Annotated in this window: 24 protein-coding genes; 16 read left to right on the top strand and 8 right to left on the bottom strand. The window is 48.6% G+C overall.

Going from position 1 to position 23,747, the window contains the following annotated elements; translation table 11 throughout:
* Positions 1 to 42: 42 nt before the first annotated feature.
* Positions 43 to 750: a creatininase family protein gene (locus ABDZ76_RS11860; RefSeq protein ID WP_343805742.1), complete on the bottom strand. Its 708-nt coding sequence runs from the start codon at positions 748 to 750 to the stop codon at positions 43 to 45.
* Between the two features lie 183 nt (positions 751 to 933).
* Here ABDZ76_RS11860 and ABDZ76_RS11855 point away from each other — a divergent pair, with 183 nt between their 5' ends.
* The 4 genes from ABDZ76_RS11855 to ABDZ76_RS11840 all read left to right on the top strand — a co-directional run bounded on the left by ABDZ76_RS11855 (position 934) and on the right by ABDZ76_RS11840 (position 4,655).
* On the top strand, positions 934 to 1,512 hold the full coding sequence (locus ABDZ76_RS11855; RefSeq protein ID WP_343805740.1) for a MarR family winged helix-turn-helix transcriptional regulator: 579 nt from the start codon (positions 934 to 936) through the stop codon (positions 1,510 to 1,512).
* Between the two features lie 28 nt (positions 1,513 to 1,540).
* Positions 1,541 to 3,118 carry an ABC transporter substrate-binding protein gene (locus tag ABDZ76_RS11850; protein WP_343805738.1) on the top strand — a complete coding sequence of 526 codons (1,578 nt, stop codon included), beginning with the start codon at positions 1,541 to 1,543 and terminating at the stop codon, positions 3,116 to 3,118.
* A 130-nt stretch (positions 3,119 to 3,248) separates the two neighbouring features.
* Positions 3,249 to 3,947, top strand: coding sequence for an aspartate/glutamate racemase family protein (locus ABDZ76_RS11845; protein ID WP_343805737.1), 699 nt, complete (start codon positions 3,249 to 3,251; stop codon positions 3,945 to 3,947).
* A 135-nt stretch (positions 3,948 to 4,082) separates the two neighbouring features.
* Positions 4,083 to 4,655 (top strand): DoxX family protein, encoded by a 573-nt coding sequence (locus ABDZ76_RS11840; protein WP_343805735.1) that lies wholly within the window; start codon positions 4,083 to 4,085, stop codon positions 4,653 to 4,655.
* Positions 4,656 to 4,701: 46 nt separating this feature from the next.
* Here the strand turns inward: ABDZ76_RS11840 and ABDZ76_RS11835 are convergent, their stop codons facing one another.
* From ABDZ76_RS11835 to ABDZ76_RS11825, 3 genes are read right to left on the bottom strand one after another with little or no spacing between them, the layout of a single operon-like run.
* Positions 4,702 to 5,709, bottom strand: a complete 1,008-nt coding sequence (locus ABDZ76_RS11835) for an ABC transporter substrate-binding protein (protein ID WP_343805732.1) — start codon at positions 5,707 to 5,709, stop codon at positions 4,702 to 4,704.
* Positions 5,706 to 7,121, bottom strand: coding sequence for a sensor histidine kinase (locus ABDZ76_RS11830; RefSeq protein WP_343805729.1), 1,416 nt, complete (start codon positions 7,119 to 7,121; stop codon positions 5,706 to 5,708). Before ABDZ76_RS11830 ends, ABDZ76_RS11835 begins: the two co-directional genes overlap by 4 nt.
* 15 nt (positions 7,122 to 7,136) lie before the next feature.
* Positions 7,137 to 7,808 carry a response regulator transcription factor gene (locus ABDZ76_RS11825; protein WP_343805727.1) on the bottom strand — a complete coding sequence of 224 codons (672 nt, stop codon included), beginning with the start codon at positions 7,806 to 7,808 and terminating at the stop codon, positions 7,137 to 7,139.
* 107 nt (positions 7,809 to 7,915) lie between these two features.
* Here ABDZ76_RS11825 and phnD point away from each other — a divergent pair, with 107 nt between their 5' ends.
* From phnD to ABDZ76_RS11805, 4 genes are all read left to right on the top strand, one after another.
* Positions 7,916 to 8,890, top strand: coding sequence for a phosphate/phosphite/phosphonate ABC transporter substrate-binding protein (phnD, locus tag ABDZ76_RS11820; RefSeq protein WP_343805725.1), 975 nt, complete (start codon positions 7,916 to 7,918; stop codon positions 8,888 to 8,890).
* A gap of 178 nt (positions 8,891 to 9,068) precedes the next feature.
* A complete protein-coding gene (locus ABDZ76_RS11815; RefSeq protein WP_343805723.1) occupies positions 9,069 to 10,865 on the top strand; it encodes an ABC transporter permease in 1,797 nt (598 codons plus the stop codon).
* A complete protein-coding gene (locus tag ABDZ76_RS11810; protein ID WP_343805721.1) occupies positions 10,865 to 11,950 on the top strand; it encodes an ABC transporter ATP-binding protein in 1,086 nt (361 codons plus the stop codon). The genes ABDZ76_RS11815 and ABDZ76_RS11810 overlap by 1 nt, the downstream gene beginning before the upstream one ends.
* 47 nt (positions 11,951 to 11,997) lie before the next feature.
* Positions 11,998 to 13,143: an ABC transporter substrate-binding protein gene (locus ABDZ76_RS11805; protein WP_343805719.1), complete on the top strand. Its 1,146-nt coding sequence runs from the start codon at positions 11,998 to 12,000 to the stop codon at positions 13,141 to 13,143.
* A gap of 78 nt (positions 13,144 to 13,221) precedes the next feature.
* Here the strand turns inward: ABDZ76_RS11805 and ABDZ76_RS11800 are convergent, their stop codons facing one another.
* From ABDZ76_RS11800 to ABDZ76_RS11790, 3 genes are all read right to left on the bottom strand, one after another.
* Positions 13,222 to 13,653: an EVE domain-containing protein gene (locus ABDZ76_RS11800; RefSeq protein WP_343805717.1), complete on the bottom strand. Its 432-nt coding sequence runs from the start codon at positions 13,651 to 13,653 to the stop codon at positions 13,222 to 13,224.
* Positions 13,653 to 14,024, bottom strand: a complete 372-nt coding sequence (locus tag ABDZ76_RS11795; RefSeq protein ID WP_343805715.1) for a VOC family protein — start codon at positions 14,022 to 14,024, stop codon at positions 13,653 to 13,655. Before ABDZ76_RS11795 ends, ABDZ76_RS11800 begins: the two co-directional genes overlap by 1 nt.
* A 77-nt stretch (positions 14,025 to 14,101) precedes the next feature.
* A complete protein-coding gene (locus ABDZ76_RS11790; protein WP_343805713.1) occupies positions 14,102 to 14,797 on the bottom strand; it encodes a helix-turn-helix transcriptional regulator in 696 nt (231 codons plus the stop codon).
* 187 nt (positions 14,798 to 14,984) lie between these two features.
* On the opposite strand from ABDZ76_RS11790, the gene ABDZ76_RS11785 reads away from it, so the two are divergent.
* A complete protein-coding gene (locus tag ABDZ76_RS11785; protein ID WP_343805710.1) occupies positions 14,985 to 16,034 on the top strand; it encodes an LLM class flavin-dependent oxidoreductase in 1,050 nt (349 codons plus the stop codon).
* 68 nt (positions 16,035 to 16,102) lie between these two features.
* On the opposite strand, the gene ABDZ76_RS11780 is transcribed toward ABDZ76_RS11785, so the two are convergent.
* Positions 16,103 to 17,038 carry a sugar-binding transcriptional regulator gene (locus tag ABDZ76_RS11780; protein WP_343805943.1) on the bottom strand — a complete coding sequence of 312 codons (936 nt, stop codon included), beginning with the start codon at positions 17,036 to 17,038 and terminating at the stop codon, positions 16,103 to 16,105.
* Positions 17,039 to 17,175: 137 nt separating this feature from the next.
* On the opposite strand from ABDZ76_RS11780, the gene ABDZ76_RS11775 reads away from it, so the two are divergent.
* From ABDZ76_RS11775 to ABDZ76_RS11745, 7 genes are all read left to right on the top strand, one after another.
* Positions 17,176 to 18,501: an extracellular solute-binding protein gene (locus ABDZ76_RS11775; protein ID WP_343805708.1), complete on the top strand. Its 1,326-nt coding sequence runs from the start codon at positions 17,176 to 17,178 to the stop codon at positions 18,499 to 18,501.
* A complete protein-coding gene (locus ABDZ76_RS11770) occupies positions 18,488 to 19,516 on the top strand; it encodes an ABC transporter permease subunit (protein WP_343805706.1) in 1,029 nt (342 codons plus the stop codon). The genes ABDZ76_RS11775 and ABDZ76_RS11770 overlap by 14 nt, the downstream gene beginning before the upstream one ends.
* A 2-nt stretch (positions 19,517 to 19,518) precedes the next feature.
* Positions 19,519 to 20,439, top strand: a complete 921-nt coding sequence (locus tag ABDZ76_RS11765) for an ABC transporter permease subunit (RefSeq protein WP_343805704.1) — start codon at positions 19,519 to 19,521, stop codon at positions 20,437 to 20,439.
* Positions 20,440 to 20,463: 24 nt separating this feature from the next.
* The gene (locus tag ABDZ76_RS11760; RefSeq protein ID WP_343805702.1) at positions 20,464 to 21,204 is read left to right on the top strand and encodes a glycerophosphodiester phosphodiesterase family protein; all 741 of its coding nucleotides are present in this window, start codon (positions 20,464 to 20,466) and stop codon (positions 21,202 to 21,204) included.
* A complete protein-coding gene (locus tag ABDZ76_RS11755; protein WP_343805700.1) occupies positions 21,201 to 21,902 on the top strand; it encodes an HAD family hydrolase in 702 nt (233 codons plus the stop codon). Before ABDZ76_RS11760 ends, ABDZ76_RS11755 begins: the two co-directional genes overlap by 4 nt.
* Positions 21,895 to 22,953: a sn-glycerol-3-phosphate ABC transporter ATP-binding protein UgpC gene (gene ugpC, locus ABDZ76_RS11750; protein WP_343805698.1), complete on the top strand. Its 1,059-nt coding sequence runs from the start codon at positions 21,895 to 21,897 to the stop codon at positions 22,951 to 22,953. The genes ABDZ76_RS11755 and ugpC overlap by 8 nt, the downstream gene beginning before the upstream one ends.
* A 105-nt stretch (positions 22,954 to 23,058) precedes the next feature.
* Positions 23,059 to 23,745, top strand: coding sequence for a FadR/GntR family transcriptional regulator (locus tag ABDZ76_RS11745; RefSeq protein ID WP_343805696.1), 687 nt, complete (start codon positions 23,059 to 23,061; stop codon positions 23,743 to 23,745).
* Positions 23,746 to 23,747 lie beyond the last annotated feature (2 nt).

Here is a 23,747-nt window from a genome sequence, read left to right as displayed (position 1 = left end):
TTCAGGCGGAGCTGATCCGCCTGAAAACTATGGTAAAATTGATTAGTGCCAGCCGTTTTCCAGCTCAAAGCGGGTTTCACGCACGGCCACATCCCAAATTGCCAGCATGTCTTCATCAGGACGTACAAACAGCCCCTGATAATTGCCTTCGGTTGCTTCCAGCATAACGCGCTTGCGGCCTGCATCAACGCGTGCCATGCCTGCATAGTCAGCGCGTTCCACTGCGTGATCAGGCTGTGCTACACCTTCAAGGCGTGTCCACGGAAAGTTTTCCATCCATGAAGCGTGCGAAGCGCGATTATCGATCTCCAGCACTTTGCCCATGGTCTTTGGTGCGCGCCACCAATCATGCATTTTCACGCTGGCATCACGGTTGCGGTTCAACCATTCAGACACAACTGTGCCGGCTGGTGTGTTGCCGCCATGGCCGTTGACGATCAGGATACGGCGGAAGCCGGAGCGGTAAATGCTGTCGAGAATATCTTCAATAACGCCGATGTAAGTGCGCAGGCTGAAAGACACTGTGCCCGGAAAATCTTCAAAGCTTGAAGCTAGGCCGTAAGGCACAACCGGAAAGACCGGAACGCCAAGTGGCTCTGCTGCATCAAGAGACACTTTTTCAGCCAGAATCATATCTGTTCCGAGGCTCAGACGGGCGTGCTGTTCAACGCTGCCAATTGGTAAAATGCAGCGGTCGTCATGTTTGACGCGCTCTTCAACCTGAGCCCAGTTCATGGCGTTAATATGCATATAAAAATCCTCTCACCCCAAGGTTTCCCGAGTCTCAGCCACGGGATCTGAAAAAACTAATATTCTTATTTTATTGCACAGACAAGTTCCAATTGGAACAAAAATTACGTTTGACATTCCGTAAACTAGCATTATCTTGTTCTAAATGGAACTTAATTGCTAAATTGCTTATCGGGAGGGGCGATGGAAAAGCGGGTGGCAATCGCTCTGTTGGAGGGGCGTGCAGGGCGAAGTGAGGCAAGTGACGACAGGCTCAGCGAGAGCGATATTCTGCACACAAAATTGTGGGAAAACCCGTGCTGGCTTTCGTTTCGGATCAATTATTTAGCGCTGCATTATAACAATCCTGTTTACGGTATGATCGGTGCTGACCACGACCTTTTGCGGCCGGAATTTGTGGTGCTCTATTCACTGTTTTTACGTGACCGGACGACCCTTTCCGAAGTGGTTGCAGGCTCTGGCTTTCCCAAAAACACGTTAAGCCGTGCCACCAAAAAGCTGACGCGGCTGAAGCTTATTCATCGTGAGGAAGACGCGAGCGATTTGCGCCGTGTGGTCTTGTGCCTGACAGATGCGGGGCGCGCAGTGGTGGAAGCCAAGATGGCGCCGATGCTGGAACGTGAACGCCTGATGCTTGAAACATTAAGTCCTGCCGAGCGCATGATGCTCTCGGACATACTTGCCAAACTCGTCATCGCTTCACGCGATTGGCCGGAAACAATCACATCGGGTGACGCCGTTAGTGACGACTACTTTGAATGAATAGCAAACTGGGAACAGGGAACCTAAAATGAAACACACATTGCGCGCATTTATGCTTGGCACAACATTGCTGTTTAGCGCCGGTCAGCTTTTTGCAGCTGATCTGGTTATGGCTGTTAAGTCCGGTCCGGCTTCAATGGATCCGCATTTTACTGCAACTGCGGCGAATGCTGAAGCAACGAAGCATATTTTTGATACATTAATCCGTTCAGGCGACAATCTGGAGCTCGAACCTTCATTGGCGCTGAGCTGGGAAGCGCTCGATGACACCACATGGGAATTTAAACTGCGTGATGGCGTTAAATTCCACGACGGTTCTGATTTTACCGCTGAAGATGTTAAGTTTTCCATTGAACGCATTCCGCATGTAACCGGCCCTAATCCGGCAACCATTTTTGTGCGCCGTGTGAAATCTGTTGAAGTTGTTGATCCGCTGACTGTGCGTGTGACAACCAATTCAGCTGCCCCTACATTGCCAAACGATTTCATTCGTTTGTTCATCACATCACATAAGGCGGCTGCCGATTATTCAACGCAGGAAACTGCGGCTGAAGGCTTTAACAGCGGTAAAGCAACCATCGGTACAGGCCCGTATAAGTTTGTTTCATGGGCGCCGACACAGGATTTGGTTGTTGAGCGCTTTGATGGCTATTGGGGTGAAAAACAGCCTTGGGATCGTGTTATCCGTAAGGAAATTCCAAATGATGCAGCTCGCGTTGCTCAGCTGAAGGCAGGTCAGGTTGATGTAATTTCCAAAGTTCCGGCTTCCGATGTGCCGGTGTTGGAACAGGATTCATCACTTACTGTTACCAAGCATGAAAGCATTTATATCAGCTATCTGGAATTTGACTTCCGCGAAAATAGCCCGATGATCTGGGATAAGAGCGGTAAGAAACTGGATAAAAACCCGCTTCGCGACCCGCGTGTGCGTGAAGCTTTTGATCTGGCGGTTGATCGCGAAACCATCGTCGAATTTGCGCTTGAAGGCATGGCGGCTGTGCCAACACAGTTGGTGACGTCCAATATCTTTGGCTATGACAAGTCGCTTACAGCACCTGAATATAATGTTCAGCGCGCGAAAGAATTGCTGGCAGAAGCCGGCTATCCGGATGGTTTCAAAATTACTTTGAGCTATGCCAATGACCGTATGCCAAATGAGTTGGGACCGACTATTGCCCAGATGCTGGCTGCAATCGGTGTGAATGCTGAGGTTAATGGCGTACCGGCTGCTGTGTTCAACCCTGCCAAAACCCGTGGTGAATATTCACTCTATATGGCAAGCTGGGGCACATTAACCGGTGAAGCAAACTACATGCTTTCATCGCTGATGCATTCAAATGAGCCGGAAAAATCACTCGGTGCATTTAACGTGCGTGGTTATGCTAATCCTGAAATGGACAAGCTGATTGAAGATGCCGCTGCTGCAATGGATGCGGATGAACGTCGTACCTTGCTTGAAAAAGCTAATAATCTAGTGGCAACCGATCGTCCTGATCTGCCATTGGCCATTTTGCTCAACGCATGGGCGGTTAAAAAAGACAAAGTCACTTTAACACCGCGTGCGGATGAAGACACACTGGCGATGAATATTAAGCCAGTAAAATAAGCTGAACTGAGATGAAATGGCCCGCTTTATGCGGGCCATTTTTTTTGAATAGTGACGCGTCATAATTTTTTGATTGCTAAAAATAGCAAAATCATAATTGCTGATTAGCGCTAAAACGGGAGTGATTGCGTTGCAAAAGATTATTGGCCTGATTGGTGGTATGAGCTGGGAAAGCTCGGCAGAATATTATCGTATTATCAATGAACTGGTCAGAGAAAGATTGGGCGGGTTACGCTCGGCACAATGTCTGATGTGGTCTTTTGATTTTGCCGAGATTGAAGCTTTGCAAAGTGCAGGGCGTTGGGACGATGCAACGCAGGAAATGATCAAAGCCGCACAACGCTTAGAGCGTGGTGGTGCTGATTTTATGGTTATTTGCACCAATACAATGCATCGTATGGCCGATGATGTTCAGGCCGCGATTAATATTCCACTGTTACATATTGCCGATCCGACTGCCGAGCGCATGAAAAAAGCTGGTTTAAGCAAAGTCGGATTACTTGGAACCGCTTTCACAATGGAGCAGGATTTTTATAAAGGCCGGCTTATCAATAAACATGGTTTTGATGTGTTGGTGCCTGATGATGAAGATCGCAAAATTGTGCATCAGATCATCTATGATGAATTGGTGCAGGGCATCGTGAATGAAAACTCCCGACAGGCTTATCGCGAGATCATTGACCGCCTTGTTGCACGCGGTGCGCAAGCGATAATTTTAGGCTGTACAGAGATCATGTTGCTCATCAAACAAAGTGATAGTCCTGTGCCTGTTTATGACACAACTGCCATTCATGCAGAAGCCGCTGTCGAGCACTCCTTGGCAGGTTAACTCCAGTATACTAGCATTAATTCCTATGGATGATTTAAATAAAATCTGTTTAAGCTGATTATACATGATCATCTTCTTTGATGGTCAAAGATTTTGGAACAGATTTTATTTTATTTCTATATGAGGAGATGCATCATGGAAGAAATGACATCCGGCCCGCGCGAGCGGTTGATCTTGCCATTCATGTCTTCTTTCTATCACAACGTCGCGCAGCCGATTGGCTGGGTGGTATTCCGTCTGATTATTGGCGGGCTTTTGATGGTTGAGGGCTGGCCAAAAATTCTTAATCCTTTTGGTCAAGCGGGTTTTGTCGAGGCTTTTGGCCTTTATCCGGGCTGGTTTTTCTCGCCATTGCTGGCAGTCATGCAATTTGTCGGTGGCTTCCTGATTGTCATTGGCTTTTTAACTCGGCCAGTTGCCCTCGCGAATGCAGTGATGCTGGCAATGACCATTTACTTCCATGTGACCCGCCCTTATGGCGATGCCTTTCTGACGCCGGAAGGGATTGCTTTCTTAAAAGACAATCTGGAATATCTGACGGCTGACGGGCAGGCACGTCTTTTGAAAGATGGCGGCGCGGCATTTTTAGAGCAGGTTCAGATGAAGGCTGAGTTTAACTCGATTTTCTGGACCGCCGGTGCAGCTATTATTGCAGCTTTTGGCGGTGGCAAGCTCTCGCTCGACAGAGCATTGCGTAAAGAGTTTTAAAGCTCTGATATGATATGAATTGCGGGAGGTTTTTGCTTTCCGCAATTTATTCGTGCACAACCAGCTGGAACCAAGTATCGAGAAAACGACTACGTTTCAGCCCGTCTAAATAGACCAGCAATTCAGGCCCCAATTCAACCGGCTGTAATGAGGCAAGATTTGACGGGCTGGTGGCTGACACCAGCCCTGTCTGCTGTAAGATAACCTGTCCGGCAGGCGACAATAAAAATGTGATTGCCTGTTCAGCTTCTGCGGCTTGCTTGCTTTTAAGCGGAATAAGTGCTATCCAAGGCAAAGCAACAACATAATCACGCGGCAGAATAACGGTCAGTTCTTCTGCATTATGCTGCCATTTGGTGATGTAAGAAAGCGGCACATTATAGGCCAGATCAATGCGCCCATCCGATAAAGCCTGCAATAGCTCTTCATTGTCATCGTAGATGCGTGCTTGCGAGGCACCGAAAGCCCGCACGATGCGCCAGAAAAGCGGCGAGCGGATGGAATCCTGCGCTGCCAGCGTATAACTGCCATTATCAATACTAATATTGACGAGGCCAACGCGACGCTGAAAGCGCTGCGGATTTTGTTCCATCAAACGCGCTAATTCGATGCGTGTTGTTGGCAGTTCATTGTCCAAAACACTGCGTCTGACAATCGTGACAGCAGGATCAAAGCCGATACTGAATAATTCATTGCGCCAATGGGCTTGCGAGGGCAGCGCGGCATTGCTCGTGATTGCGCTATGCTGTTGTGCAGCCCCTTCATTGGCAATCAAAACGGCAAGGTCTGGTGTGGAGAGGATGATAAGATCGGCACTATTGGCTTCTTCTGCACCGGCCAGCAATCTGGATGTCCATTCACCGGGGCGCACCTGCTTATATTTGATTTTTGCATTGGCTAAATGCTGATCCAGACCTTCAATCACCGGTGCAATTGTTTCAGGCGCAATATCGCCGACAATGAGAAATTGCGGCTGAGAACCGGAATTATTTTGAGCAACTGCTATATTGATCAAAAAGAAAGTGAGGAGAATATGCAAGAAAAAGTGCTTCATTGCGCGTCCTCCGGATGGGCGGCAGGTAATGTCACAATAACACTCGTGCCGCCGCCTTCGCGGTCTTGCAGTTCAATATGGCCGCCGACGGCTTCAGCCACCATTTTAGCAATGGAAAGACCGAGACCGGAGCCGGGTTTGGTCTGATCCGCGCGGACAAAGCGCTCAAAAGCGCGTTCCTTCATGGCAGCAGTAAAGCCTGCACCTCTGTCATGCACGCCAAGTGCGATAATATTGTCGTTTTCGCTCAGGCTGATATCAATAGGGCCGGGGGCATGGATTAATGCATTTTCAATGATATTGCGGATCATTTCGCGCAAACTTACCGGTTCGCCATAAAGATAAAAAGCTTTTTGCGTGGCATCCAGTCTGATGGTTTTTTGTAAATCTTGATAATTACCTTCAGCACGTAAGCGGCGGATTGCTTCTTGCACCACTTGCAGGAGATCGATCAGTTCGAGCTTGCGCGACTGGATGCTGTGCAATGTGGTGGCTTCGGATAAAAGCTGGTTGGCAAGCAGGCTGGCACTGATTGAATTGGCATGAATACGGGTGAGAATTTCATGCCGCCTTTTAGCGTCAGTTTCTTCCAGTGACAGTTCGGTTAAAGCGCGCAGTGCCGTTAAAGGTGTGCGCATTTGATGCGCGGCATCAGCCGTCACCAGTTTGAGGCCGTCCAGCAAACTATTGAGGCGTGCCATAAAATCATTCAATGCGGAAACAAGTGCACTCACTTCTTTTGGAATAGCACCCGAAACCGGATTAAGATCGGCTGATGAGCGTTGGCGTAAATTCGCCTCGACAATTTGCAACGGGCGGAAAGCCAAGCGGATTGCAAACCAGATAAGTGCTATCGCCAGCAGGGCGACACCTAACACGGGCAAAATTGTATTCAGGCTTAATTGTAGAGTAAGCTGGTCGCGCGCTTCACGGGTTTCGCCCACCAGCACATCCACCCAGCCACCGCCTTGTGCATCACTATGATAACGCGCAACTGCGGCAATACGAATTTTTTCACCACGATAGATACTATCGCTAAGGCGTAAATGATTATTGGTGCCATGGGCAAGCTCCAGCCCCAAAATAGGCGAGCCGGTGAGCAAATTACCATCTGGTGTCACCACACGGTAAAAAATGCGGTTCAGGCGCGATGTGCCTAAAATGGCAAAGGCGGAATGAGGCAGGTCAACGCTCAGCGCCCCGTCTTGCAAGGTGATTGTATCAGCAATTGAAAGTGCGGCAGCGCCTAAAACACGGTCAAAAGCTTCATCAGCAGCGCGTTGCGCATAAAGGCGGCCAAGAAAAAACAGCACAATCGTAACCGCAAGCAGTGTCAGCCCGCCGCCGATCATGATGCGGCGCTGGATGGAATATTCTTTATTCAGAACGGGCTTGGCGGTTGTTTGTGACATAGGCTCTGTTGGGCATCAGTTGGCTTTAAGGCGCAATAAATAGCCAACACTGCGCTGCGTTACAATTTCCAAACTGCTGTTTTCAAGCTTCTTGCGCACGCGGGATATCAGCAATTCAATGGCATTTGGCGTGCCGGTATCTTCATGACCAAAAAGCTTAAGCACCAGCATATCTTTAGGCACGGTGACATTAAAACGGGTTGCCAGCATTTCTAAAACGTCAAATTCACGCTTGCCGAAATCCAGTGGTTCCTCACCCTGCATCACCGAGCGCTGGCTTAAATTGATAGTCAGATCACCAAGGCGGATAAGCGGTTGGGCAACACCCATATGACGTCTGGCAACCGCACGGATTCGCGCCACCAGTTCCCGTAAATCAAAAGGTTTGACCAAATAATCGTCGGCACCAAGCTCAAGCAGGTCGATTTTATCGGCAATTTGATTCCGTGCCGTGATGACTAAAACCGGTGATGATAAAGAATGTTCGCGCATGCTGCGTAAAATTTCAAAACCATCACGGCGGGGCAGGTTAATATCCAGCACAACCAAGTCAAAAGAGCCGTTTACCGCCAGTTCTTCACCCTCTGAACCATCATAAACAGTGGTGACATGATAGCCTTCTTTTTCAAGCTTTGAGGCAATGGCAAAGGCAATATCGATGGTGTCTTCAATGAGAAGGATACGCATGAGAGGTGTAAAGTTTCCGTAATGACAGGATTCTGACAGGAAGAATTGGTATTGTTTTTAGATACCAATATCAAACTGTAACATAGAAACGGGTTTGGGAGGAAGAAATGTTCTGGCGCAAAATGGCATACCTTGTTGGTATTGCTATATCCGGAGCGATTATCGGATTGCAGTTAAGCGTTGCTTCTGCGGCTGAGAGCGCTTGCGCCAATCGCGGTGCGCTTGATGAGCGTTATTGCGATGAGAACAACGACCTCGTTGCTGATGCGCCGAAAGATCCCTCCCAATGGCGCGATCCGCAAACCCTTGTCTGGGCTTATTCGCCGATTGAAGATCCGGCCGTATATGCCCGTTTGTTCAAGCCTTTTACGCAACATCTGGAAGCTTGTTTAGGCAGACAGATTGTCTATTACCCGATCCAGTCAAGTGCTGATGAAGTGGAAGCCATGCGCTCCGGCCGGTTGCATTTTGCCGGTTTTTCAACGGGGCCAACCATTGAGGCGGTTAATCGTGCGGGTGCGGTGCCATTTGCAGCCAAAGGCTCCGGCAATCAGATGCGGGGCTATCGTCTGGTGGCGGTTGTACGTGCCGATTCACCTTTTCAAAATTTAAGCGACCTGAAAGGCAAGCGCATTGCGCATGCCTCGCTTTTCTCCAATTCCGGCAATGTTGCGCCCCGCGCATTATTTCCAAAACATGGTCTGACACCGGTGCAGGATTATGCGCCGATCATGTCGGGCGGTCATGATAAATCAATCTTAGGTGTTGTGGCCGGAGATTATGACATGGCGGCGGTTGCCTCCGATGTGCTGGAACGCATGATGGAGCGCGGCCTTGTTAAACGGGATGCGCTACGCCTTATTTATCAAAGCGATCTCTTTCCGACATCCTCTTTTGTCTATGCGCATAATCTTGCACCTTCATTGGTGGACGAGATGAAACGCTGTTTTTTCAATTTTACATTTACCCCCGAAATGAAAGCTGAATTTCAGGGAGATGACCATTTTATTCCGATTGAATATGCACCCGCATGGTCTGTGGTGCGCGAGGTAAACGAACAAGCGGGGGCAGTGCTTCCATGAGTTTATCGAGCGTTGATCTATCAGGCAAAAGTCAATTGCAAAGCCCCTTTTATAAGGTCAGGCCAAGCGCGGATTAAAGCAACAATTCCTGCACCCAGCCAGCCTATAACCAGTTGAAATTCCACCGTTTAAAATGAGTGGAACTTCAAGGGGAGCCTCGGCTCAAAGTGGAGAAACCATGAGTTATTACAAGAACCTGATATATAAACATAAGGTGTACAATTCCGACCCGACGACAATGATCGGGATCGTTTTGTCTATTGTTTTTGCCTATCTGATTGTCGCGCCAATTGTGTTGCTGTTGTCGGATGCGGTACTGGTTCAGTTTGCAGATCGGGCCCGTTCCGGCCAGCAAATTGGCGAACTGACCCTTTATTACATCAATCGTGCACTGTTTTCGCCGATTTCGACCGATATTTTCTGGCGTCCGCTTTGGAATACCGCCATCATTGCTGTGGGTTCAATTCTTTTTGCCCTTGCAACCGGTATTCCGCTGGCATGGCTTTTAAGCCGTACCAATTTGCCGGGTAAAAAGTGGTTCTCCACTGCTTTGATCGTACCATATATGCTGCCATCATGGACATTTGCGCTTGCATGGCTGACGCTTTTTAAAAACCGCACGACGGGTGGTCAGCCAAGCTGGATGGAAGCGCTGGGTTTCGCGCCGCCGGATTGGCTGGCCTACGGAATGTTGCCGATCATGCTGATTTTGGCGATGCATTATACGCCATTTGTGATCCTGCTTTTTGGCAATGCGCTGCGCCAGTTTGATTCAACGCTGGAAGATTCCGCCCGTATTATGGGGGCTGGCAAATTACTGATTGCACGTCGCATTATTTTGCCGCTGATGATGCCGTCAATCGTATCGGCCGCAACGCTGATTTTCGCCAAGTGCTTGGGTGATTTTGGTGTGGCTTATATTTTGGGCGTGCCGGTTGGTTTTGACGTATTGGCGACCTCGCTTTTCCGTGCCATTTCCACCAGTCAGGCTGGTATGAGTGCAGTTTTGGCTGCCACTATCGTAATTTTGGGCAGTATTTCGATTTTCCTCGATATGTATTTGCTTAAAGAAGCCCGTCGCTTTGTGACGATTGGCAATAAAGGTTCGATGAACCGCCAGACCGAGCTTGGCCGCTTCCGTATTCCGGCGTTCAGCTTTGCTATGCTGATGTTTATCATTAGTGCATTTATTCCGTTGATGGCGCTGTTCCTCACCACCATCATGCGTGTACCGGGCGTCTTTGCACTGGACAATTTCACCCTTGATTTCTGGATCGGCAGCGACCTGAAAACAACGGCAATGAGCCATGGTATTTTGCTGACCGGTGAATTCTGGCGTGCAACATGGAATACGCTTTGGATCGTTGGTTCGGCAGCCTTGGGTGCCGGTCTGCTTGGCCTTTTGGTTGGCTATGTGGTGGCACGCACCCCTTTGACAATGCTTGGCACATTCTTGCGTCAGGTTACCTTCCTGCCATATCTGGTGCCGGGCATTGCATTTGCCGCTGCTTATCTGACCATGTTTGCAGTGCAGCGCGGGCCATTGCCAGCCCTTTACGGTACGCCAATTCTGCTGGTTCTGGCTATTCTTGCAGACCAGATGCCGTTTGCATCCCGTGCTGGTATTTCCGCAATGATGCAGCTTGGCAAAGCACCGGAAGAAGCAGGGCAGATTGTTGGTGCTGGTTTCTGGAGACGTTTGGTTTCCATCGTAGCACCAATTCAAAAAGGTTCGCTCGTTTCCGGAATTCTGCTGCCGTTTATCTCCGGTATCAAAGGCTTGAGCCTTGTTGTGGTGCTGGCAGTTCCGGGCACTGACGTTCTCACCACTTATGCATTGCGCCTTGTTGATTACAGCTATTCACAAGCTGCCAATGCTGTCGTCTTGATGATCTGTGTGATTGCTTTTGGCGGCACGATCATCGTTCAAAAACTCACCAACAGTAAATTATCTGACGGATTGGGAGGCAAATAATGTCGAGTATTACACTTCGCGATATCAGAAAAAGCTACGGCAAAGCCACCCGCGCTGCAGTCGAAAAACTAACACTGGAAATTCCTAAATCAGAATTCCTGTGCCTGCTCGGGCCATCCGGTTGTGGTAAGACAACCACTTTGCGAATGATCGCAGGATTGGAATTTCCAACCGAAGGCCAAATTCTGGTCGATGGCAAAAAGATCGTCTCTGTTGATGACGGCATTTATGTACCGCCGGAAAAACGCGGCATGGGGCTGGTGTTTCAGAACTATGCGCTCTGGCCGCATATGACAGTCGTTGAAAATGTCGAGTTTGGCTTGAAACTGCACAAAGTTGCAAAGCCGGAACGCGACCAGATCGTCAATGATGTGCTGCAAAAGCTTGGCATTGAGCGCTATCGCGATCGTTTGCCAGCGCAGATGTCGGGTGGTCAGCAGCAGCGTGTTGCTCTTGCCCGTATGCTGGCATTGAAGCCTGAAATCATTTTGCTTGATGAACCACTTTCTAATCTGGACGCAAAGCTGCGCCTTGAAATGCGCGCTGAATTGAAGCGCATCCATCAGGAAATGGGCTCCACGGTTGTTTTCGTGACCCACGACCAGTGGGAAGCTATGACCCTTGCAACTACTATCGCTGTGATGAGTGAAGGTGAATTGCAGCAGCTTGGCACACCGGATGATATATATGAGCGTCCGGCCAATCGCTTTGTGGCGGAATTCATCGGCAATCTGCCGATCAATATTACCGAGCTGAATGACACCAATAAAGGCGCATTGGCAAGCTGGACCCGTGGCCTTTTGGCAGCACAGAAAATCGATGCGGCCAAGGTTGGCTCTGTCGGTATTCGTCCTGAATCTGTCCGTATCAGCGCTCAGGCTGTTGAGGGCGGTTGTGCTGCTAAAATTGTTGATATTGTGCCGACCGGCGGCAGCTGGATCGTGGAATTAGCAGTTCAAGGCGAACAATATTTCGCAATCATTTCGGACGCTCCGGCACAAAAAGCCGGGGAAGAAATCTGGATCACAGTCGAAGCAAACCACATTCATGTGTTCGACGGTGAAGGTAAACGCATCAGCGGCTGAGAAAGCCGCATCTGTTTTAGAATATTCGATTAACTCTGGAGGATAGAATGTCTTTGACCCTTCGTAATATTGCTGCTCTCTCATTGAGCGCAGCACTTTTGTCCGGCACAGCTGCATTTGCTGAGCCTGCCGGCGAAATCGGCATTAAAGATGCTGATTACTCACTCGAAGCTTTGATTGAAGCGGCGAAAAAAGAGCCAGCAATTACCGTTGTTGATGCAACCGGTAAGATCGTTGCAATGGCTGACGCTTTCACCGAAAAATACGGTGTAAAAGCAACCGGCGTTAAAATGAACGGTCAGAACCAGGAACAGGTTATCCTGCGTGAAGCAGCAGCGGGCAATGTGCGCACTGATGTTTTCAACATGAGCAACCTGCCATCCGTGACCTCTGAAATTATCGTTCAGGGCGCTGGCCTGAGCTGGCTGCCGCCGGATCTCAAAGATCAAATTCCGGCAGAATATCAGAACCCTGCGATTACAAGCCTCAACCCGTGGGTTTGGGCATATAATTCTGATGTTCATGGCGACAAATGCCCGATTGATAATATCTGGGCGCTGACCACTGAAGATTGGAAAGGTCGCGTGGCTATTCCTGATCCGTTGCTGCGCAACGAAACCATGTTCTGGTTCAACCAGATTGCAGAACATGACGATGCAGCCATGGCTAAAGCTTACGAAGATTTCTTCGGTGAGCCTTTGAAAACGGATGAAAAAAGTGCAACCGCTGAATGGGTTAAGCGTTTTGCCAAAAACAAACCAAGTGTCACCCGTTCAGACACCGATGTTGGCCCGATTGTAGGTGCCAAGGGTCAGGAAAAGCCATTCATGGGTTTCTTGAGTACATCGATTTTCCGTGATGCCAAGAAAAATGACTACACCATGGGCATTTGCGCAGGCATGAACCCATGGGCTGGTCAGCTGACCCCACGTGTGGCCGTTATTGCTGCTGGCACCAAGAGCCCGAATGCTGCCAAGCTTTTCGTTCATTACATCATGACCGAAGAAGGTATGGCACCACAGTTGGCTGACGGTAAAATCTCATCCAACAAGAATGCAAAAATTCCTGAAGGCGAAGTATCCGGTATCGTTAAAGTGATGGATCAGATGCATGTTCCGCATTCTGAAACAGCTGAAAGCGATTACACGAAGCTTCAGGACTGGCAGGATTTCTGGACAATCCACTCACGTTAATTGAAAATGATCCGTTCATTAAAACGGATATATCAATGATCAAAAGGGCAGCTTTGCTGCCCTTTTGGCGTTTATAGCTCAATTATCTATGAGCATTTTATCTGCAATTATTTCAGCATCGTGTTGATCAATCTCAAAAAGACCAAAGCGAAATTTATAACCCCAGCTTTTTTCATTGCGTGTGAAGTTTAATTCACTCAACAAAGGGTGAATGGCAACATCGCGTGAGGTAAGCCACAGCACATCTCTGCGCCACGGTTTAAATGAGGGTGCCATTTCCACTTGATAGACAGTGCCCTCACGCACAATGCCAAAAGCGGTAAAACATTGGAGGCGGTTTTGTGTGCCAAAAGATGCCACCGGTGAATAATAAATGACATAGCCATTGGGCAAAACGCGCTTTAACGGTGCCGCTTTACCATGACACACTTGCATGATGCCTAGTTCTTTCCCTGTGGCAACGTGATCAGCAGAGGCGATTGCTATCCAATAGCGGCGAGGGCGCTCCATCAGTCTTGCCCGATCATGTAAAAACGCAAACGATGCCCGTCTGGATCAAGTGCCATAAAACTACGTCCGAAACCTGCATTGGATGGCGCAAGTACAATATTGGCACCTTTGCCGCGCCATTCTTGATGGAGGCGGTCAATGTCAGCAGCATCATCGAGTTTGAAACCTAGTTCACAGCCACCAGCCATAATTGTTGGTGTGGGCTGCACTTCTTTTTTATCCCACAAAGCCAGCGCCAAGCCGGATGCAAGAATAAACAAAGCAAAGCTAGGGCTTCTTTCAACGGGTTGCAGTTGCAGCATTTTTTCATAAAATTCGATGCTTACGGGGACATCATTGACATAAAGCAGCAGAGTATTGGTTTTGGTCATTGGGTTGCTCCGGTTTGTTGTTTAACGTGGAGACAAACTAATGCAGCCTGCTGTCAGAATATGGCAGTAGTGATGGCTCAGTCAAAATTTCTTTTAATGCCTTCGGCTTCACGCCACTTTTTAAACAGGGTCTGACGACGTTCAGGATAGTGTTCTTGTTGTATATCGGCAAAAATTATTCTGTCGGTGCGGAAATGACGAAAGCCTTGGCGCAGTTCACACCAGCCTAATAATATACGTGCCGTGTCAAAGAAAGTTAGAGCAAAAGGCCAAATGGTTCTTGTTGATATAGCATCAATTTTATCATGATATTGGATTGTTAATTTACGCTCTTCTCTGATGGCTTTACGCAAATTTTTTAAATCGACAACATCGTTTGGCAGCTTTGTGCCGGGGCCTATCAGCAAAGTGGATTTTTCTAAATCATTGCGTAAATCTGTTGGCAGCACAGTTGCAATACGGCTCAGTGCACTGCGGGCTGCATCACTTAAATGATTATCGGCACGTTCTATAACCCAACGCGAGCCTAAAACAAGTGCTTCAATTTCTTCTTGCGTGAACATGAGTGGCGGAAGCAGAAAACCAGGGCGCAAGACATAGCCAACACCAGCTTCCCCTTCAATCATTGCGCCGAGTGCTTGCAGGCTGGCAATGTCGCGATAAAGCGTACGGATGCTGACACCGGTTTCCTCGGCCAATATTTTACCACTGACAGGGCGCTTGTGCCTTCGAAGCACTTGTAAAAGATCAAAAAGACGTTCTGAGCGTGACATAATTAAATCTATCAGCAAATCTTCCTGTCAGAAAGTGGCAGTATTCTTCTGGTCTATGAAATTATAAGTGTTTAATGACGAAATAGTGAACACTGCGTTCGCTCGATCATACCTGTTGTGGTTACTTTTATATACTATATGACTACCAACAGTGATGAAAGCCGCAACAGGCGGCAGGAGATATTCCATGAGAGCTTTTGGTTTTTTAAGCTTCGGCCATTATATGAACGCACGCGGTTCTCAAACCCGCACAGCCAGTGAAATGCTGAAGCAGGCCGTGGAGCTTGGCGTTGGTGCCGATGAAATCGGCGTTAATGGTGCCTATTTCCGCGTTCACCATTTTGCCCAGCAGCAGGCGTCACCTATGCCGCTTTTGGCAACCATTGCCGCCAAGACCAAACATATTGAAGTCGGCACCGGCGTGATTGATATGCGTTATGAAAATCCGCTTTATTTGGCGGAAGAGGCAGCAGCCCTTGATATTCTGGCTGATGGCCGCATTGCGCTTGGTATCAGCCGTGGTTCGCCAGAAACGGTTGTACGTGGTTATGAAGCCTTTGGCTATACCGGTTCAACTGATCCGCGTGGCGCAGATATTGCACGCCCGAAATTTGATTTGTTTATGCGTGCAATTGAAGGTGAGCCATTGGCATTGGGGGATAGTTCTATGGGCTACCGTGGACCAGTACCAATTGAGCCACGTTCTGCAACGCTGAAAGACCATATTTGGTGGGGTTCAGCAACACGCGAAACTGCTGAATGGACAGGTCGTCAGGGGCTTAATCTGATGTCATCCACTTTATTGACTGAAGATGGCGGTATGCCGTTCGATGAATTGCAGGCGGAACAAATTGTTCGTTTTCGGGAAGCTTATCGGAATGCTGGACATAGTGGTGCGCCGCGTGTTTCGGTAAGCCGTAGCGTGTTTCCGATTATGAATGATACTGACAGAGCCTATTTTGGTGATGCCGGCGAAAGACATGACGGTGTTGGCATGATTGACGGATTCCGCTCCACATTCGGGCGTACTTACGCGGCTGAACCTGATGCATTAATTGAGCAGCTAAAAAACGACAAAGCGATTGCTTTGGCCGATACTTTGATGCTGACAATTCCAAACCAGCTTGGGCCAGAATATAATCTGCATATTCTGGAATCTTTTGCCAAACATGTAGCACCAAGTTTGGGTTGGAAACCAAATTGGGAAGGGCCGGTCGCGGGCGATCAGATCAACTGATTAAAATCCTCCAGCCTGCCTAATGACGTGCCCGTAAATCTCTGACGGGCAGCATCACGCTGCCTGTCTTATTGCCTGAGAATAGACTTTGCACTTTCGGCATCGATAGCCAAAATAGTTGGATGGCCGCCTTTTAAAATAGCGGTGACAATTGGTACTTTATGCGCTCCGCCACCGACAATCAGCCGGTGGCGGATTGTCTTCAAGCTCGTCAGTTCCGGTGCCAGCACCTGACGATTAATCGTGTGGTCAAGTTGCTTGCCCTCAGCGTTGAGAAAGCGTCCGGCCAGATCGCCAACTGCACCATGTTCTTTCAGCTCCTCAATGCCGATACCTTCCGGCAAGCCGTAGCGTACTTGCAATGAACGGTTGGAAGCATCACCGACACTGAAATAAGCCAAGTCGACATTGCAGATAGTTTCATAAGTGCGGCGGAAGACCGTTTGCGAAATAATCGCATCGCGCGATTCCGGTGACTCTGCATAAATGGGCGCAACAAAATAACGGCAATGAGCTGAGAAAACTTGCGCAAAACCGCGCACGATCTCAAAAGTATTGATCTCGGTGCCTTGTGTCAGACCGCCTGTCATGGAGTGAACTTCCATATCTTCACGCGGTTGCGGGGTCATAAATTGAATGGTCTCCCGCAATGTAGAGCCCCACGCGACACCAAAAGAGCGGATATTATGCGCTGCAATAAACCGGTCAAGATAGGCTGCAACCGCACGCCCCATAATTTTATGGATTTGTGAAGCATCTTCGGGCGTTGGCACAACAATTGCATCTTCCAGACCAAAGCGCTGGCAAAGCTCTGCTTCCAAGGCCACGCAATCAGCCAGTTTGCTATTGAATGACACTTTGACAACGCCGTCGCGATGCGCCTGTGCCAGCATTTCATTGACCCTTCTGCGCGTCAGATAAAGGCGGTCGGCAATCTGTGCCTGCGTTAAACCTTCCACATGATAGAGCCACGATGCTCGCACAATCAGGTCATTTTGATCCATCATATTTCCTTTAAGTTACATTTGTCATTCGAGTGTAACATATGTGCATTAGTCGTTGTGCATCGTCGCTGCGGCACGATTCTTCCCACGAAGAACCGCTCTACAGCTCATACAATCATGCGTCTTAAGGATCAAATATGACGTCGCTCTTAAAAAAAGTCCTGACCAGTACAGCGGCAGGCAGTGTTTTGCTGGCAATGACAATGCCGGGCTTTGCCGCAGATCGGGTAAAGATTGAATGGTGGTATGCGATCAGCGGTAAGCTGAGCGAAACCGTACAGGAGCTCATTGCTGATTTTAACGCTTCGCAAGATAAGTATGAAGTTGTCGGCGTTTATAAGGGCGGTTACGAAGAAACTATGGCTGCAATGGTGGCAGCTTATCGTGCCGGTCAGCATCCGACCATTTTGCAATCGGCGGAGCGCGGTTTTCTAACTATGCTGAATTCCGGTGCTATTATTCCGGTCAACAAGCTGATGGCAGATCAGGGCTATAAAACCAACTGGGGCGAATTTATTGCGCCTGTTGCCAGTTTCTATGTTGTGAACGGAGAGCCGGCTGCACTGCCATTCAATTCATCAACGCCAATTTTCTGGTTTAATGAAGATCAGTTAAAGCAGGCCGGTTTTGATGGCCCGGGCGAAACATGGCAAGAGGTGGATGAGCGCCTTTATGCCTTGAAAGAAAAAGGCATCACTAACTGCCCGATGGCGCTGGCTGGTGATTATCACTGGAGCCTGTTTGAAAATTATTCAGCCATCAACAATCAGCCATTCGGCACAAAATCCAACGGTTTTGACGGTCTTGATACTGAATTTGTCTATAATAAAACCTCCGTTGTGCAGCAGACTGAGCGTCTGAAACGCTGGATTGATGATGGTATTTTGCATGTTGCAGGTGAGGGCTTGAACCCATCGCAAATGTTTACTTCCGGTACTTGCGCAACTTTAATCAATTCAACGGCTGGCCATTCTGCGGTTGAAAGTTCGGCTGAGTTTAAATGGAACGCCACTTATCTGCCCTATGAAAAAGGTGTTGAGCCACAAAACTCCACTATCGGTGGTGCAGCACTTTGGGTTCTTGGTAATAAATCGCAAGAAGAGCAGGCCGGTGCGGCAGCGTTTCTGGACTTTGTTGCCAAGCCTGAAACGCAGGTCTGGTGGAGCAAGGCAACCGGCTATGTGCCTGTAACCATGGCGGCTTATGAAGCCCTGAAGGCGGAAGGGTATTTTGAGAAAAACCCTACCCGTGAGATTGCCATCAAGCAGCTTTCACGCGGCACACCCAATGAAAACTCACGCGGCTTTCGTTTTGGCAACCACAACCAGACCGGTGCAATCATGCTGGAAGAGTTGCAGGCCGTATGGACAGGGCAGAAGTCCGTGCAGGATGCACTCGACTCCTCAGTGAAACGCGGCAATGAAGTTCTCCGTCAGTATGAGCGGATCAATGCCGGTAAATAATGAGAATATGACATTGTCTGCTGGCGCTTATGAGCGCCAGCAAGATAGAGCGCAAAGCGTCTGTGCGCAGACGGTTCGTTTTAAGCTCGCCAACTGGTTTGCAAAGCTGACAAAGCCGTCATTGACCGGCCTGAAAACGGCTCATTTCAAACGAAACGGTATCGGCTTTCTGCTGCTTGCACCACAATTGCTCATTCTGTTATTTTTCTTCTACATTCCTGCTTATAAAGCGCTGACATTGGCTTTTGTCGAAACAGATCCATTCGGCATGAGCGTTATTTTTGTCGGGTTCAATAATTTTACTCGTCTTTTTGCCAGCCCTGAATATCGGTTCAGTGCTGTGCTGACCCTTGTGCTCACCGTTGTGCAAAGTGTGATTACGCTTGGTCTTGCGGCGATGCTTGCATTTGCAACTGACCGCGTGATCCGTGGGCGGGCTGTTTATCGCCGTATTATCTTGCTGCCCTATGCGATTGCGCCGGTTGCATCCGGCACAATATTTGCATTCATGTTTAACGCCAATGTTGGCCCAATAGCCCATTTTTTACATGGACTCGACCTGCCGTGGAACCCGGCATTGCGCCCGATGGATGCGCAAATTCTGGTCGTTCTGGCCGCTGTTTGGAACCATCTTTGCTATGATTATATTTTTTTGGTCGCAGCGATTTTATCTGTGCCTACCTCTTTAATGGAGGCGGCAGCGCTTGATGGTGCGCGCCCTGTACGCAGATTTTTCACGGTAACTTTGCCGCTGATTATGCCGACCTTCTTCTTCCTGATGATTATGAACCTGATTTACGGCTTGTTTGAAACTTTTGCTCTCATTGACACAATGACGCGCGGCGGGCCAGCGGCTGCAACCAGTACACTTGTTTATAAGGTATATCAGGATGGTTTTGTGCAGCTTGATCTGGGCACATCGGCAGCGCAATCTGTGGTGCTGATGGGAATTGCCATTCTTTTCACGGTTCTTCAGTTCCGCGCGGTTGAACGCCGCGTCAATTACGGGGTGTGATTATGGTTGAACGCTCACCCGTATTGACCTTCTTTTGCCATGCGATTTTGCTGATTGGCGCTGTGATTGTTTGCGTACCACTCTACATGGCTTTTGTCGCCGGATCATTGGACTTTGCCAGATTGCAAAAGATGCCGTTTCCATTGCTGCCGGAAGGTGAATTCTGGAACAATATGGTGGCCGCATGGACAGTGGTTGATTTTTCACAGCTCTATATCAACTCGATCATCACCACGATATTGATTGTGGTTGGCAAGGTAACGGTTTCATTGATGGCAGCTTTTGCCATCACCTATTTCCGCTTTCCTTTCCGCATGACGATGTTCTGGATCATCTTCATTTCGCTGATGCTGCCGATTGAGGCGCGCATTATCCCGACCTATGAAGCCCTTGCCGATGTGGGCGGGCCTTTGCGCGACTTTTTCCGTGTCACAGGCATCAGCTGGCTGGTGCAAATGGCTACTGGCTATCGGCTGGAGCTTGGGCTGCAATGGAACTTCATCAACAGTTATAGCGGGCTTATTCTGCCTCTGATTGCTTCGGCCTCAGCAACCTTTCTGTTCCGTCAGTTTTTTCTGACTGTGCCGGATGAATTGCTGGAGGCTGCAAAAATCGACAATGCAGGGCCGTTTAAATTCTTCATTGATATTCTGCTACCGCTGTCGGTTACAAATATTACGGCATTGGTGGTGCTGCTTTTTATCGGCAACTGGAACCAATATTTATGGCCGCTTCTATTCACCACCACGCCGGACATGAAAACCGTTGTGCTGGGTTTACGCAGCCTTGTGCCCGGGCCTGATGAACCACCGGCATGGAACATCGCTATGGCTGCTTCTTTCTTTGTCATGCTGCCGCCGACGCTTGTCGTTATCTTTTTACAGCGCTGGCTCACCAAGGGCGTGACTGATGTTGGCAAATAATCTCTTCTCACAGGAAAACTAAAAATGACCTTTATTATCGGCCATCGCGGCGCCCGTAATCTCTGGGCAGAAAATTCTCTGACCGGATTTCGCAATCTACTCGACTTGAATGTCGAAGGTGTAGAATTTGATGTGCATCTCACCAATGATGGCGAGTTGCTGGTGATGCATGATGCCTTGCTGGATCGCACCGCCGAAGCCCAAGGGCCGGTCAGTGAATTACCTGCCGGGGCGCATCGCCAGATCCGTTTGAAAAACAGTTCTGACACTATTCCGACATTGGATGAAGTGCTGGAAGTTTACGCCGGCACAAAACTTGAACTGCATGTTGAACTGAAAAAAGATGTCAATGGGCAAGCCTATAAAGGCTTAGAAGAACTGGCGGCGGCGGCCATTGACAAGTTTGGGCTGGCAGATCGTGCTTATTTGACCAGCTTTTCCGTCGATGTACTGAAAACCATTCGTGCTACAGCCCCGCATATTCGCACATTAAATTCCTATCATATGCCGGATGCTGAAGCAGAAGGTGTGGTGGAAGGTTTGAAGGCACGCCTTGCAGCTGCTGATATTGTGGCGATTGAAAAACATCTGCTTGATACTCATTGGGATGAAATCACTGCAAATTCTCCTTTATCGCGTCTGGGCGCATGGGTGCCTAATGAACGTGATGACCTTGAAAAATGGATGAATTGCGGGTTACGCCAGATAACAACAGACAATCCAGACACGGCACTTACCGTTAGAGGCTCCGGCACAACACTATGATGCATAAACCTGAACTAGTTATTTTTGATTGTGATGGCGTTTTGATCGACAGCGAGATTTTGTCGAGCCGCACTCTGTCTGAAGCGCTTCGTCGTGCCAATGTGGATTTGTCACCGATGGATGTGCATTTGCATTTTACCGGAAAATCGGAACGCGACATTCGTCGTATCTGTGAGGATGATTATGGGCTGACCGATACGGATGCTGTATTTTCATCATGGCACGAAACGCTTTATCAAGCCTTTGCCGTTGACTTGATGCCAATGGCCGGTATGGCCGATTTGGTGCACTCATTGCAGATCAAAAAATCAGTCGCTTCAAACAGCCGTAACGAGCGCCTTTTGTTAAGCTTGGGCAGAACGGTTTTATGGGAAAATCTGGCGCCTCATGTTTATGGGGCTGATAGTGTGAAAAATCCAAAACCGGCACCGGATTTATTGTTGCATTGCGCGGCACAACATAACGCAAAGCCAGAAGCGAGCATCATGATTGACGATAGTCCGCATGGTATTAGCGCGGCAGTTGCGGCCGGTATGATGCCGGTTGGTTTTATTGATCTTAATGATCCGCGTCCGAACCGTGACACAATTTTACGCAATGCAGGTGCTGAACATATTGCCAAAGGTGCAGGTGAATTGGCTGTAATCTTAAACACGCTTGGCTGCGTGTTTGATGAGACGAGATATCAGCATGGCTAGTATTGCTCTTCAAAATATACGCAAAACCTATGCCGGTGATGTCACCGCCATTCATGATTTAAACCTGACAATTAAAGACAGTGAATTGCTGGTTCTGGTCGGGCCTTCCGGCTGTGGAAAATCCACTTTATTGCGGATGATTGCTGGCTTGGAAAGTATTTCAGGCGGCACTATCAGCATTGATGAAGTGATTGTGAATGACAAGGAACCGGCAGAGCGTGACATCGCCATGGTGTTTCAAAATTATGCGCTTTATCCGCATATGACAGTGCGCCAGAACCTTGAATATGGCTTGAAAAACCGTGGCACACCACGCGCTGAAATTGATCGCAGAATTAACAATGCGGCGCAAACTCTGGAAATTTTAGCCTTTTTAGATCGCAAGCCTCGGCAGCTTTCAGGCGGCCAACGTCAGCGCGTGGCGATGGGGCGTGCCATTGTGCGCGAGCCTAAAGCCTTCTTGTTTGATGAGCCGCTTTCCAATCTGGACGCGAAATTACGCGGTCAGATGCGCATCGAAATCCGCCGTTTGCAGCGTGCGCTTAAAACAACAAGCGTCTATGTCACCCATGATCAGCTGGAAGCAATGACTTTGGCTGATCGTCTGGTGGTGATGAATGGCGGACATATTGAGCAGGTAGGCAAACCCATTGAGCTTTATGACCGGCCAGCGACACTTTTCGTGGCTGGTTTTATCGGTTCGCCACCAATGAATTTGATGCCTGTCACACAAGTTGCGAGCCTTGTAGGGATTAACTTGCCTGCAAATTTATCAAAACAGGTGGATATTATCGGTTTTCGTCCAGATCAGATTGCTATGTCTGATGGCACGCAAACAAGTGATGCGCTGCAATTATCCGGTATGGTGGAGCTTATTGAGCAAGTTGGTGGCGAAAGCCATATCTATGTTCGCATTGATGGGCTTGATAAACCCTTGGTGACGGTATTGCAGGGCAGGCCGGCTTTAAACGAAGGCGATATACTGCGTTTTAAAGTGCCATATGCCAATCTGCATTATTTCAATTTGCTAAGTGGTTGCCGGATTGATTGAGATAAAACTTGCCGCGTAAAATATATTTGTTTTACGCGGCTGATTATCCTCAGGAAATGCCCATAAAACTATCAGCAAATTGTTTTAATGTGCTATATCTTTTTTATGAGTAGCATCCAATTACCGCAGGCGCCGCGGCGCTCTCTTGTCGATTCAGCCATTGACCTGATCCGTAACCAGATTGAAACTGGTGTATGGAAGGTGGGTGACCGTATTCCTAAAGAGCAGGAGCTTGCCGATATGTTGCAGATCGGCCGTAATACGGTTCGGGAAGCTGTGCGGGTCTTATCACACGCGAATATGCTGGAAGTTCGTCAGGGCGATGGCACTTATGTTCGCATGAGTGTGGATTCGGCCGAAATTATGCGCCGTGTTAACCGCGCCAGTTTGCAGGATCATTTTGAGCTTCGCGCCGTTTTGGAAACGGAGGCTGCGCGTCTAGCAGCTATCCATAGCACCAAAGCTGATATTGCTTTGCTGCGTCAATTGCTTAACCAACGTGGCGAGCAACATGATGCAGCTTCGCTTGAAAAATTTATTGAAGCGGATATGGCTTTGCATAATGCGATTGCACAAAGCTCTAAGAATACCGCTTTGGCCGAACTTTACCGCTATTTCTCAACAACGATTAAAGACAATATGCTTTCGGCTTTGAGTGACAGTGAATTGCCTGAGCCAGGTTTTCAGGTGCATCGTAAACTCATTGATGCAATTGAAGCCCATGATGAGGAAGAAGCCGTGGCAGCCGTCACTGAGCTGACACGACCTCTTATTATCGCGCTTAAAGCGTGAAG

The sequence above is a fragment of the Paenochrobactrum glaciei genome (assembly GCF_039522165.1).
Taxonomy (GTDB): domain Bacteria; phylum Pseudomonadota; class Alphaproteobacteria; order Rhizobiales; family Rhizobiaceae; genus Paenochrobactrum; species Paenochrobactrum glaciei.
The sequence above is the reverse complement of the archived record's forward strand: the minus strand, read 5'-3'. Positions and strand labels throughout refer to the sequence as shown.

Bases quoted from the DNA above. Each gene is read 5' to 3' on its own strand.
- ABDZ76_RS11840 (WP_343805735.1), top strand. From the start codon at position 4,083: ATGGAAGAAATGACATCCGGCCCGCGCGAGCGGTTGATCTTGCCATTC.
- ABDZ76_RS11780 (WP_343805943.1), bottom strand. From the start codon at position 17,038: ATGGATCAAAATGACCTGATTGTGCGAGCATCGTGGCTCTATCATGTG.
- ABDZ76_RS11755 (WP_343805700.1), top strand. From the start codon at position 21,201: ATGATGCATAAACCTGAACTAGTTATTTTTGATTGTGATGGCGTTTTG.
- ABDZ76_RS11805 (WP_343805719.1), top strand. From the start codon at position 11,998: ATGTCTTTGACCCTTCGTAATATTGCTGCTCTCTCATTGAGCGCAGCA.
- ABDZ76_RS11815 (WP_343805723.1), top strand. From the start codon at position 9,069: ATGAGTTATTACAAGAACCTGATATATAAACATAAGGTGTACAATTCC.
- ABDZ76_RS11855 (WP_343805740.1), top strand. From the start codon at position 934: ATGGAAAAGCGGGTGGCAATCGCTCTGTTGGAGGGGCGTGCAGGGCGA.
- ABDZ76_RS11825 (WP_343805727.1), bottom strand. From the start codon at position 7,808: ATGCGTATCCTTCTCATTGAAGACACCATCGATATTGCCTTTGCCATT.
- ABDZ76_RS11830 (WP_343805729.1), bottom strand. From the start codon at position 7,121: ATGTCACAAACAACCGCCAAGCCCGTTCTGAATAAAGAATATTCCATC.
- ABDZ76_RS11795 (WP_343805715.1), bottom strand. From the start codon at position 14,024: ATGACCAAAACCAATACTCTGCTGCTTTATGTCAATGATGTCCCCGTA.
- ABDZ76_RS11800 (WP_343805717.1), bottom strand. From the start codon at position 13,653: ATGGAGCGCCCTCGCCGCTATTGGATAGCAATCGCCTCTGCTGATCAC.
- ABDZ76_RS11835 (WP_343805732.1), bottom strand. From the start codon at position 5,709: ATGAAGCACTTTTTCTTGCATATTCTCCTCACTTTCTTTTTGATCAAT.
- ABDZ76_RS11785 (WP_343805710.1), top strand. From the start codon at position 14,985: ATGAGAGCTTTTGGTTTTTTAAGCTTCGGCCATTATATGAACGCACGC.
- ABDZ76_RS11860 (WP_343805742.1), bottom strand. From the start codon at position 750: ATGCATATTAACGCCATGAACTGGGCTCAGGTTGAAGAGCGCGTCAAA.
- ABDZ76_RS11850 (WP_343805738.1), top strand. From the start codon at position 1,541: ATGAAACACACATTGCGCGCATTTATGCTTGGCACAACATTGCTGTTT.
- ugpC (WP_343805698.1), top strand. From the start codon at position 21,895: ATGGCTAGTATTGCTCTTCAAAATATACGCAAAACCTATGCCGGTGAT.
- ABDZ76_RS11765 (WP_343805704.1), top strand. From the start codon at position 19,519: ATGGTTGAACGCTCACCCGTATTGACCTTCTTTTGCCATGCGATTTTG.
- ABDZ76_RS11745 (WP_343805696.1), top strand. From the start codon at position 23,059: ATGAGTAGCATCCAATTACCGCAGGCGCCGCGGCGCTCTCTTGTCGAT.
- ABDZ76_RS11760 (WP_343805702.1), top strand. From the start codon at position 20,464: ATGACCTTTATTATCGGCCATCGCGGCGCCCGTAATCTCTGGGCAGAA.
- ABDZ76_RS11810 (WP_343805721.1), top strand. From the start codon at position 10,865: ATGTCGAGTATTACACTTCGCGATATCAGAAAAAGCTACGGCAAAGCC.
- ABDZ76_RS11770 (WP_343805706.1), top strand. From the start codon at position 18,488: ATGCCGGTAAATAATGAGAATATGACATTGTCTGCTGGCGCTTATGAG.
- phnD (WP_343805725.1), top strand. From the start codon at position 7,916: ATGTTCTGGCGCAAAATGGCATACCTTGTTGGTATTGCTATATCCGGA.
- ABDZ76_RS11775 (WP_343805708.1), top strand. From the start codon at position 17,176: ATGACGTCGCTCTTAAAAAAAGTCCTGACCAGTACAGCGGCAGGCAGT.
- ABDZ76_RS11790 (WP_343805713.1), bottom strand. From the start codon at position 14,797: ATGTCACGCTCAGAACGTCTTTTTGATCTTTTACAAGTGCTTCGAAGG.